The following is a 10,452-nucleotide window of genomic DNA, read 5'->3' on the forward strand; positions in this document are numbered from 1 at the left end:
GTTTCGAGGCTGATCAAGATGGCGTTGCTCGAAGTCGAGAACCTCCAGACCCACTTCCGTACGCCAAGCGGCATCAACCGCGCGGTCGACGGAGTGTCCTTTCACGTCAACGAAGGCGAGACATTGGCAATCGTCGGCGAGTCCGGCTGCGGCAAGTCAGTGACCTCGATGTCGTTGATGCGGCTGATCCCCGAGCCGCCGGGCAAGATCGCCGGCACCATCCGCTTCGCGGGAAGGGATCTGCTTCAACTGTCCGATCGCGAGATGCGCGCGATCCGCGGCAACGACATCTCGATGATCTTTCAAGAGCCGATGACGAGCCTCAATCCGGTGCTGACCGTGGGCCGTCAGATCCGCGAGACGCTGATGATTCATCAGGGCCTGGACAAGCAGGCCGCTGAGGCGCAGGCGATCGAGATGCTGACGCTCGTCGGCATTCCCGAGCCGAAGCGGCGCGTGCGCGAATATCCGCATCAGCTTTCTGGCGGCATGCGCCAGCGCGTGATGATCGCGATTGCGCTCGCCTGCAATCCAAAACTCCTGATCGCAGACGAGCCGACCACGGCGCTCGACGTGACCATCCAGGCGCAGATCCTGAAGCTGATGCTGGACCTGAAGCACCGGGTAGGAGCGGCGATCATCCTGATCACCCACGATCTCGGCGTGGTCGCCGAAATCGCCGAGCGCGTCATGGTGATGTATGCCGGCCGCAAGGTCGAGGAGGCGCCGGTCGCCGAGCTGTTCCGCTCGCCGCGTCATCCGTATACGCAGGGCCTGCTCGGCGCGGTGCCGCGGCTCGGCTCGTCGCTGACCGGCACCGCGCGACGGTTGGCCGAGATTCCCGGGCAGGTCCCCGATCTCAGGAAGCCGATCACGGGCTGTGTCTTTGCCGGACGCTGCGCGCTGGCGACCGATCTCTGCCGCCAATATGCTCCTGGGCTCGAAGAGAAGGGGCCGCGCCATGTCGCCGCCTGCCATTACGCAGCCAAGGGGGCCGTCGCGGCATGAGTCCTCCACTGCTCCAGGTCAACGACCTCAAGAAGCATTTTCCGGTCAATAGAGGCCTGTTCGGGCGCAAGTCCGAATGGGTCTATGCGGTCGATGGCGTGTCGTTCGAGATCGCACGGGGCGAGACGCTGTCGCTGGTCGGTGAGTCCGGTTGTGGCAAGTCGACGGTCGGCCGCGCTGTTTTGCGCCTGTTCGATATCACCGCGGGGCAGGTGATCCTCGACGGCCAGCGCATCGACGATGCCTCGCCGAGCGTGATGCGCCAGATGCGCCGGCGCGTGCAGGTCGTGTTCCAGGATCCGTTCTCGAGCCTCAATCCGCGCATGCGCGTGCGCGACATTCTGGCCGAGCCGATCCGGAACTTTGGCCTTGCAAAATCCGCGGCGGATCTTGAAGTCCGCGTCACGGAGCTGATGGACACGGTGCGCCTGCCGCGCGAAGCGCTCAATCGCCGGCCGCACGAATTTTCGGGTGGCCAGCGCCAGCGTATCGGGATTGCGCGGGCGCTGGCGGCTGAGCCCGAGCTGATCGTCTGCGACGAGGCGGTCTCCGCGCTCGACGTCTCGGTCAAGGCCCAGATCGTCAATTTGCTGCAGGACCTCCAGCAGAAATTCGGCCTCGCGCTGCTCTTCATCAGCCACGATCTCGCGATCGTCGAGCACATGACCCACCGGGTCGCAGTGATGTACCTCGGCAAGATCGTCGAGGTGGCGCCGCGCCGGGAGATCTTTGCCGCGCCAAGGCATCCCTATACCAAGGCGCTGCTCTCGGCGGTGCCGCTGCCTGAGCCCGGCGCGCAGCGCAATCCGATCATCCTCAGCGGCGACGTGCCGAGCCCGATCAATCCACCAAGCGGATGCCGCTTCCACACCCGCTGCCCTTACGTCTTCGATCGCTGCCGGACGGAAGAGCCGCTGCTTCGTTCGGCCGAGGGCGAGCAATGGGTGGCCTGCCATTTGGATGCACTGCCGCAAGGCTAGACAGCTTCAGCCTATATTGGCCAGTGCCCGGCGGATGGCGGCAAAGATGTCGCCGATCTGGTCTTCGTTGATGATCAGGGGCGGCGAGATCAACAGCGTGTCGCCGCTGCTGCGGATCATGATGCCGTCTTCATAGCAGCGGCCAGCGCATTCGGCGCCGCGTGCACCCGGTGCGCCCTCACGCGGCTTCAGGTCGATCGCGGCCAGCAGACCAATGTTGCGAATGTCGACGACATGAGGGAGGTCGCGCAAGGCGTGCGCGTGGTTCTCCCACACCGGCGCGAGGCGGCGAGCCCGTTCGAACAGGCCGAGATCCTGGTACACGTCGAGCGCGGCGAGACCTGCCGCGCAGGCGAGCGGATGGGCCGAATAGGTGTAGCCGTGGAACAGCTCGATCGCATTGTCTGGCCCCTGCATCAGCGCCTCATAAACCTTGCCGCTGACGATGACGCCGCCCATCGGAACGGCGGCGTTGGTCATGCCCTTGGCGCAGGTGATGAGGTCGGGCGTCACGCCGAAAGCATTTGCGCCAAAGGCTGCGCCCAGGCGTCCAAAACCCGTGATTACTTCGTCGAAGATCAGCAGAATGCCGTGCTGGTCGCAGATCTGGCGCAACCGCTCGAGGTAGCCGACCGGCGGCGGCAACACGCCGCCCGAGCCGGTCACGGGTTCGACGATGACGGCGGCAATTGTGCTGAGATCGTGCAGCTGAAGTAGCTTGGTCAACTCGTCGGCAAAATGGGCGCCCCATTGCGGCTGTCCCCGGGAGAACGCCGCATGCTCCGGGTCATGCGTATGCGGGAGATGATCGACCTCGGGTAGCAGCGGGCCGAAATCCCGGCGGTGGCGTACGATGCCGCTCACCGAGAGGCCGCCCCAACCCATGCCGTGATAGGCCTTGGCGCGCGAGATGAAGCGGATGCGGCTGGCTTCGCCACGGGCGCGGTGATAGCCGCGTGCGATCTTCAGGGCCGTATCGACCGACTCCGAGCCGGAATTGGTGAAGAAGACATGGTCGAGGCCCGCTGGTGCGATCTCGGTGATACGCCGGGCGAGCTCGAAGGCGGCCGGATGGCTCATCTGGAACGAGGAGACGAAGTCGAGCTTTGCTGCCTGCGCCTGGATCGCTTCGACGATCCGCCGCTGTCCGTGTCCCGCGTTCACGCACCACAGCCCGGCCATGCCGTCGAGAATCCTTCGGCCGTCGTCTGTGACGTAGTGCATGCCCTCGGCGGCGACGAAGATGCGCGGCTTGGACTTGAACTGCCGGTTCGGCGTCATCGGCAGCCAGAACGGCTCCATGGCCTCGCGGGTGAGGGGGCTGTTGGAAGCGAAGGAATTTGCGGGCATGGGGCCTCTTGCTTGTTGTTCAGTCAGTGGCGGCACTGGGCCAGCGGTGCCTCAGTTTCGCAGCGCTTTCGAGATGCCTGCGCAACAGCGCGGCTGCGGCTTCGTGCTGGCCGGCTTCGAGTTGATCGAGAATAGCAAGGTGTTCGCGGCTGTTCACGAGCACGCGCTCGTGGCCAAACGTCCAATCGTAGTTGCCGAAGCGCCGTAGCCGGTTCTGCTGCTGAATGGCCACCAGCAGATACCGGTTGCCCGATGCCGCCGCGAGGCCTTCATGAAAGGCTGCATTGATCTCGTAGAGCGGGATGGTGGCAGCTTGATTCCACGGCATCGTCAACGCTTCCTCGTGACGGCGGCGCATGTCGGCGGCCCAGGCAGGATCGAGCCGGAAGCCGGGCTCGAGCAGGCCGGCCGGCTCGATCATGAGGCGGTATCGGTAGCTCTCGTGGCGCGCTTGTTCGTCCATGAATATCGGATGGAAGCGCCAGCCGTGCCCTGGCTTGCGCTGGACGGCGGCCACTTCCGCAAGCTTGGTGAGGACGCGCTGCACGACCGGCCGGGTCGCAGCGTAGCGCTGCATCAGGTCGTGCTCGGAGACTTCATCCGGTAGCCGGCCGGCCCGGCGGTCGCTCGCGATCGCGAGGAACAGCCGGTCAGTGTTGTCCGGGGCGGGCTGGCGGAGGGCCTTGTGTGAGGCGGCCACTGCATCAGTCACAAAATAGCCGCCGTGTTTCCCGGCGCGCACCAGCTTGCTGGTCGCAAGCAGTTTCAGCGCCGCGCGCACCGGGGTGCGCGAAACCTGGAGGCGCTCGGCCAGCGCGACTTCGGCGAGACGCGTGCCGGGCGCAAGTCCCTCGCTCCGGATCAGGTCCATGATGCCAGCCGACAATTCGCGCTGGAGGCGGCTAGGGCTCGCTTTTTCCCGGCTGGAAGATTTTTGTTTCATGTCATCACAAAATACATTAGGCTTCGTGAGAAAGCAAAAGGAACTTCAAAAGGAACCTGGCATCCATGGTCGAGCCCTTTCCCCTGATCGAAATCTCCGGTCCGCCTCACGAGCGTGGACGTCAATATGGGCAGAAGGCGGCGGGCCGCATCAAAAAGGGGACGTCACACTACTTCGCGCAATTGAAGGAGCTGTCGCTCGATGCGAAGGGTGTGGCTGAGCTGGTGCGGGATTATCTCCCCGTCATCGAGGCGTTCGAGCCGAGCTATATCGAGGAGATGCGGGGCATTGCCGCGGGCGCCGACGTTCCGTTCGAGGATGTCGTCCTGCTCAACGCGCGCACCGAGATCATCAAGCTCGCAAACCCGAAGATCCGCGCGCGCCTGAAGACGCCGGAAGATCCGGACGGCTGCACGGGCGTCGTCGTGCTGCCCCAGGCTGCCGGCAACGGCCGCCTGATCCACGCCCAGAACTGGGACTGGAAGCGCGAATGCGCGGAGACTGCGGTGGTGCTGAAGGTGCGGCGCGACGACGGCCCAGACCTCATGACCTTTACCGAGGCCGGTGCGCTCGGTCGTTGCGGTTTCAATGCCGTCGGCATCGCGATCACGGCGAACTATCTCCAAAGTGACCGCGACTACCGTCAGGTCGGCGTGCCGCTGGCGCTGATCCGCCGCAAGGTTCTGGAGAACGAGCACCTCGCGCTGGCGATGCGCGCGGTCTATAGCACCAAGAAATCCGCGGCGAACAACATGATCGTCAGCCACCGCGAAGGCGTGGCGATCGATTTCGAATGTGCGCCGGATGAGACCTTTCAGGTGCATCCGCAGAACGGCCTCCTGGTGCACGCCAATCACTTCGTGAGCCCGGTTGCGCTTGGCAAGCTGAAGGACGCCGGTATCCAGGATACGCCGGACAGTCTCTACCGAGACATCCGGGTCCGCGATCTGCTCCAGCCGCATATCGGCAGCATCACCTTCGACACCGTCAAGACCGCGCTGTTCGACGAGTTCGCCTACCCCTGGTCGGTTTGCCGCCCGCCGCGCCGCAATCTCAGCAACAATCTCAGCGCCACCGTGGCAATGATCCTGATGGAGCCGGCGAGCGGGCTGATGCAGGCGGCGCCGCTGCCGTCGCTCAATCGCGAGTTCACCACCTACCGGCTCGAGATTGATGAGATCGGACGAGCGGCGTTTGAGCGGTCGGCTGCGGCGGGGGCGGCGTGATGCGACGGCGTCGGCCGTCGCCGGCATGGGCGGTCGGTCTCGCCGCGCTGACTCTGTTGGCCATGCCAGGGAAAGCCGGCGCCGGAACTTTGCTGCGGACGCGGATCAATGCCGACATCCGCTCCACCGATCCCGGCACCAATCGCGACGCCAACACGGATGCGGTGGTCGCGCATCTGGTGGAGGGGTTGGTCGCCTTCCGCGACGATACCTCGATCGGCCCGATGCTGGCCGAGAGCTGGACCGTTTCGAACGAAGGCAAGACCTATACATTCCACCTGCGCCAGGGCGTCAAGTTCCACAACGGCGCCACCATGACTGCGGATGACGTGGTCTGGTCGCTGAAGCGCTGGCTTAATCCGGCGACGCAATGGCGCTGCCTTTCGGAGTTCGGCGCCACCGGCATAGCGCGGATCGAGAAGATCGAAGCGCCCGACCAGCAGACGGTCGCCGTCATGCTGGATCAGCCGACGGCGTTGTTCCTGCCGACCATCGCGCGGCCCGATTGCGGTCAGACCGCGGTCATTCACCGGGATTCCGTCGGGCCCGACGGCAAGTGGATCGCCCCGATTGGCACGGGGCCGTTCAAGCTCGGGGAGTGGAAGCGCGGCCAGTATATCGATGTGGTTCGCTTCGACGGTTACGTCTCGCGGACCGACCCGCGCAGCGGATTTACCGGACGCAAGACGGCTGAGGTCGATCGTGTCCGCTACAACGTAATTCCCGACAGCTCGGCTGCGAAGGCGGGGCTCCTGAGCGGTTCGCTCGACCTCATTGCGGAGTTGTCGATTCCCGACCTCGAGGATCTCAAGTCGCGTTCCGACGTGCAACTCAGCGTCACTCCGTCGCTAAGCCTCACGGGTATCCTGTTCCAGACCAGGGATCCCTTGTTGAAGGACGTGCGAATCCGCCGCGCGATCGCGCTCTGCCTCGATACGGAGCAGATTGTCGATGCGGTCATGCAGGGGACGGCGCGCCCGAACAATTCCGCGCTGCCGATCGGCAGTCCTTTCCACGGCGAGGTGGAGACGCACGGCTACGTGCAGGACATCGCCGAAGCAAAGCGGCTGCTGGCGCAAGCGGGCTATCATGGTCAGCCGATCAAGATGATCGCCAACAAGCGCTACAATTTCGTGTTCGATTCCGCGGTTCTCGTACAGGCTATGGCGCAGGCCGTCGGCATCAATATCGAGATCGAGGTGCTGGATTGGGCGGCTCAGCTCGATCGCTACAACAGGGGCGACTATCAGGCGATGGCCTTCGTCTATTCGGCGCGGCTCGACCCCTCGCTGAGCTTCGAGATGCTGGCCGGACCCAAAGCGACGCAGCCGCGCAAGATCTGGGACAATCCGGAAGGCCAAGAGATGCTGCGGCAGTCGATGACGATCGACGATGCAGCCAAGCGTCAGGCGCTGTTCGATGAGATGCATCGGCGCTTCATCGCGGACGTGCCGATGATCGTGCTGTTCAACGGCGCGGAGCTGACAGCCATGAGAAAGAACGTCAAGGGCTACGCCGGCTGGCTGTTTCCCCAGCCGCGCTTCTGGGGCGTAACTGTCGAATAGGCAAGGGCGGCGCCATGTTGGGTTACCTCGCACGACGGCTGGCCATGACGATCCCGACCCTGCTGCTGGTCGCGATCGGGGTGTTTGCGCTGGTCCGGCTCATTCCCGGCGATCCCGTGCAGGTGATGCTCGGCGATTCAGCCGATCCCGCGCAGGCCGCGCAGCTACGGGCCCAACTCGGCCTCGACCAGCCGATTCCGCTCCAATTCATGCACTGGATCGCGAAGCTTGCGACCGGTGATTTCGGGCACTCCATCACCAACAACCTCGCGGTGCTGCCGTTGATCCTCGACCGCTTCCAGGTCAGCGCCATCATCGTGCTGGTCGCGGTTGGGCTGGCTGCCTGCATCGCGGTGCCGGCCGGACTCGTCGCGGCGTGGAAGCAGAACAGCCTGCTCGATCTCTCCGTGGTCGGCGGCGTCACGCTGCTCTTGTCGATCCCGAGTTTCTGGCTCGGCCTGCTGCTGCTGCTTCTGTTCGGGCTCAAGCTGAAATGGCTTCCGGTGATCGGATATGTGCCGTTCACCGAGAATTTCTGGCAGGCGGCGACTTTCATCGTGTTGCCGATCGCGACGCTGACCATGGTGGAAATCGGCGTGCTCACGCGCATGGCGCGGGCTGCCTCGATCGAGGTGCTGCGGCTGGAATATGTCACGCATGCGCGCGCCAAGGGTGTGCCGGAGTGGCGGGTGCTTGCGAGGCACGTGCTGCCGAACGCGTTCGCGCCGACCTGGACGCTGATCGGCCTCGTGCTCGGCCATCTCCTCGGCGGCATCGCCGTGATCGAGACCGTGTTCACATTGCCTGGTCTCGGCCGGCTGCTGGTCGATTCGATCTTCGCGCGCGACTATCCGGTCGTGCAGGGCTGCCTGCTGTTTACGGCCGTGATCTATGTCGTGGTCAATCTGATCGTCGACCTCTGCTATCCGCTGTTCGATCCAAGGGTGACGGTGGCATGAGGGTGCGCATGAACACCGCGATCGGCGGCGCTTTGATGGCGCTGCTGCTCGGCGCTGCCGTGACCGGCGCATTCTGGACGCCATTCGACCCGCTGCGCATCAATTTGCGCGCGCGGCTTCAGGCGCCGTCGCCGCTGCATTGGCTCGGCACGGACGAGTTTGGCCGCGATGTGCTGAGCCGCGTCATGGTCGGCGCGGGTGCCAGCGTCGTGATTGCCTTGGTCACGGTGCTGCTGGCCGTCACGGCCGGCATGGTGATCGGCTGCGCGGCCGGTTACATCAGAGGCTGGGCCGACCGTATCATCATGGCGGTCAACGATGCGCTGCTCGCGTTCCCTGGCATCCTGCTGGCGCTGGCCGTGATGATCGTGGTCGGCGCCAACAAGGTCGGGCTGATCCTGGCGCTCGGCCTTGCCTACATCCCGTCGGTCGTCCGCGTGGTGCGTGGAACCGTGCTGTCGATCCGCGAGAAGGAATATGTCGAGGCCTCGTGCGTCATCGGCAATTCGGAAGTCTATTCGATGTTTCGACACGTGATGCCGAACGCGATCGCACCCGTCGCGGTGCTAGCAACCAGCATGTTCGGCTGGGTGCTGCTCGCCGAGAGCGCCCTGAGCTTCTTAGGGCTGGGCGTGCCGCCGCCGGCGCCGACCTGGGGCAACATGCTGGCGGCGAGCCGACCATTCATGGAGACGGCGGCGTGGCTTTCGATCGCACCGGGCCTGTGCATCGCGCTGACGCTGCTCGGCATCAATCTGCTCGGCGATTCCTTACGTGATCGCCTCGACCCCAGGATGGCGCACGGATGACGCTGCTATCGGTCGAGAATCTGCGCATCGAGGCGTCGGCCAGCAAGGCTGTGGTCGTCGATGATGTTTCGTTTGCCGTTGAACGCGGCGAGTTCCTGGCCGTCGTCGGCGAGTCCGGCAGCGGCAAAACGGCGGCGGCGCGCGCCGTGCTGGGCTTGTTGCCGCCCGGCCTGCGCAAGTCCGGTGGCCGCATCGTGCTCGACGGCGTCGACCTGGCGACCGCCTCCGCGCGCCAGATGCGCGCGCTGCGCGGACCGACGGTCGGCATGGTGTTCCAGGAGCCGATGGTTTCGCTCAATCCCGCGATCAGCGTCGGTGCACAGATGGCCGAAGGGCTCGGCCTGCATGAGCGGCTTGGAAAACGCGAAATCAAGCGGCGCTGCATCGATATGCTGGCGCGCGTGCAGATCCGCGACCCCGAGCGAACCTATGACGCCTATCCGCACGAATTCTCCGGCGGCATGCGCCAGCGCATCATGCTCGCATCGGTGATGCTACTGAAGCCAAAACTCCTGATCGCGGATGAGCCGACGACGGCGCTTGATACCCTGACCCAGCGTGAGGTGCTTGACCTGATGGTCGGGCTCGCCCGCGACCACGGCACGTCGGTGCTGCTGATCACCCATAATCTCGGACTGGTGTCGCGCTATGCGCAGCGCGCGCTGGTGTTGCGCCAGGGCAAGATGGTCGAGACGGGCACGACCCGGAAAATTCTGACTTCGCCCAGCGAGGCCTATACCAAGCGTTTGGTCGAGGCGTTGCCACGGCGTGGCGCCACAACCAGGGAGCGACAGGGCGGCGAGCCTCTCGTCAGCGTGCGGGGCCTCAAGGTCGGGTTCGGCGGGCGGCAGCGGCTGTTCCGTCGTGATGCCGGTGTGTCGGCTGTCAACGGCGTCGATCTTGATATCGCCGCGGGCGAAACGGTCGCGGTCGTCGGTGGCAGCGGCTCCGGTAAGACCACGCTCGGTCGGGCCATGTTGCGGTTGATCCCGATTTCGGGCGGCGAGATCAGGTTTCAGGGCAGGGACGTGACCGCGACCAACGACCGCGACTTCCGTCTCGCCTCGCAGCTCGTATTCCAGGATCCTTATTCCTCGCTCGATCCGCGCATGCGCGTCGGCGAGATCGTCGCCGAACCACTGCGCCACGTGCCGCAATTGGCGACGGATGAGCGCGATCGACGTGTGGAAGCGATGCTGGAGGAAGTAGGGCTTGCGGGCCTCGGCAAGCGCTGGCCGCATGAATTGTCCGGCGGTCAGCGGCAGCGGATCGCGATCGCGCGCGCCATCGTGCGCCAGCCGGCCTTCGTGGTGGCGGACGAGCCGGTCTCGGCCCTCGACATGACCATCCAGGCCCAGGTGCTGAAATTGCTCGAGCGGCTCCAGCTGCAATATGGCTTCGCCTGCCTGTTCATCAGCCATGATCTCGCGGCCGTCGAGCAGGTCGCCGATCGCGTTGTGGTGATGCAGGGCGGCCGGATCGTCGAGCAGGGTTCGCGCGACGATATTTTCGATCGCCCGCAGCACGACTACACCAAGGCGCTGCTCGCGGCGGCGCCGGTGTTGGACTTCACCGGTGCGGCAGTGGCGCAGGCCTCGGGCTGAACAGGATT

9 protein-coding genes are annotated in these 10,452 nt (G+C 64.8%); 7 read left to right on the top strand and 2 right to left on the bottom strand.

Going from position 1 to position 10,452, the window contains the following annotated elements; all coding sequences use genetic code 11:
- Positions 1-18: 18 nt before the first annotated feature.
- Complete coding sequence (locus UB31_RS17075) at positions 19-1,008, top strand: ABC transporter ATP-binding protein (protein ID WP_045011854.1); 990 nt, start codon at positions 19-21, stop codon at positions 1,006-1,008.
- Positions 1,005-1,988, top strand: a complete 984-nt coding sequence (locus UB31_RS17080; protein WP_045007110.1) for an ABC transporter ATP-binding protein — start codon at positions 1,005-1,007, stop codon at positions 1,986-1,988. Before UB31_RS17075 ends, UB31_RS17080 begins: the two co-directional genes overlap by 4 nt.
- 6 nt (positions 1,989-1,994) lie before the next feature.
- On the opposite strand, the gene aptA is transcribed toward UB31_RS17080, so the two are convergent.
- Positions 1,995-3,338 (bottom strand): omega-aminotransferase AptA, encoded by a 1,344-nt coding sequence (gene aptA / locus UB31_RS17085; protein ID WP_045011679.1) that lies wholly within the window; start codon positions 3,336-3,338, stop codon positions 1,995-1,997.
- Positions 3,339-3,357: 19 nt separating this feature from the next.
- Positions 3,358-4,281, bottom strand: a complete 924-nt coding sequence (locus UB31_RS17090) for a GntR family transcriptional regulator (protein WP_045011680.1) — start codon at positions 4,279-4,281, stop codon at positions 3,358-3,360.
- A 65-nt stretch (positions 4,282-4,346) separates the two neighbouring features.
- Here UB31_RS17090 and UB31_RS17095 point away from each other — a divergent pair, with 65 nt between their 5' ends.
- The 5 genes from UB31_RS17095 to UB31_RS17115 are packed head-to-tail and all read left to right on the top strand — an operon-like array spanning position 4,347 to position 10,444.
- Positions 4,347-5,507 carry a C45 family autoproteolytic acyltransferase/hydrolase gene (locus UB31_RS17095; protein ID WP_045011681.1) on the top strand — a complete coding sequence of 387 codons (1,161 nt, stop codon included), beginning with the start codon at positions 4,347-4,349 and terminating at the stop codon, positions 5,505-5,507.
- Positions 5,507-7,072, top strand: coding sequence for an ABC transporter substrate-binding protein (locus UB31_RS17100; protein WP_045011682.1), 1,566 nt, complete (start codon positions 5,507-5,509; stop codon positions 7,070-7,072). The genes UB31_RS17095 and UB31_RS17100 overlap by 1 nt, the downstream gene beginning before the upstream one ends.
- A gap of 14 nt (positions 7,073-7,086) precedes the next feature.
- A complete protein-coding gene (locus UB31_RS17105; RefSeq protein ID WP_045011683.1) occupies positions 7,087-8,031 on the top strand; it encodes an ABC transporter permease in 945 nt (314 codons plus the stop codon).
- On the top strand, positions 8,028-8,840 hold the full coding sequence (locus UB31_RS17110) for an ABC transporter permease (protein WP_045011684.1): 813 nt from the start codon (positions 8,028-8,030) through the stop codon (positions 8,838-8,840). The genes UB31_RS17105 and UB31_RS17110 overlap by 4 nt, the downstream gene beginning before the upstream one ends.
- Entirely contained in the window at positions 8,837-10,444 is a 1,608-nt protein-coding gene (locus UB31_RS17115) for an ABC transporter ATP-binding protein (protein ID WP_045011685.1), read from the top strand. The genes UB31_RS17110 and UB31_RS17115 overlap by 4 nt, the downstream gene beginning before the upstream one ends.
- Positions 10,445-10,452: the final 8 nt, after the last annotated feature.

Source organism: Bradyrhizobium sp. LTSP849, assembly GCF_000938255.1.
In the GTDB taxonomy this organism is placed as follows: Bacteria; Pseudomonadota; Alphaproteobacteria; order Rhizobiales; family Xanthobacteraceae; genus Bradyrhizobium.

What these genes read in the sequence shown, in the direction of transcription:
- UB31_RS17075 (WP_045011854.1), top strand. Translation starts at nt 19, where the DNA reads ATGGCGTTGCTCGAAGTCGAGAACCTCCAGACCCACTTCCGTACGCCA.
- UB31_RS17110 (WP_045011684.1), top strand. Translation starts at nt 8,028, where the DNA reads ATGAGGGTGCGCATGAACACCGCGATCGGCGGCGCTTTGATGGCGCTG.
- aptA (WP_045011679.1), bottom strand. Translation starts at nt 3,338, where the DNA reads ATGCCCGCAAATTCCTTCGCTTCCAACAGCCCCCTCACCCGCGAGGCC.
- UB31_RS17080 (WP_045007110.1), top strand. Translation starts at nt 1,005, where the DNA reads ATGAGTCCTCCACTGCTCCAGGTCAACGACCTCAAGAAGCATTTTCCG.
- UB31_RS17105 (WP_045011683.1), top strand. Translation starts at nt 7,087, where the DNA reads ATGTTGGGTTACCTCGCACGACGGCTGGCCATGACGATCCCGACCCTG.
- UB31_RS17115 (WP_045011685.1), top strand. Translation starts at nt 8,837, where the DNA reads ATGACGCTGCTATCGGTCGAGAATCTGCGCATCGAGGCGTCGGCCAGC.
- UB31_RS17100 (WP_045011682.1), top strand. Translation starts at nt 5,507, where the DNA reads ATGCGACGGCGTCGGCCGTCGCCGGCATGGGCGGTCGGTCTCGCCGCG.
- UB31_RS17095 (WP_045011681.1), top strand. Translation starts at nt 4,347, where the DNA reads ATGGTCGAGCCCTTTCCCCTGATCGAAATCTCCGGTCCGCCTCACGAG.
- UB31_RS17090 (WP_045011680.1), bottom strand. Translation starts at nt 4,281, where the DNA reads ATGAAACAAAAATCTTCCAGCCGGGAAAAAGCGAGCCCTAGCCGCCTC.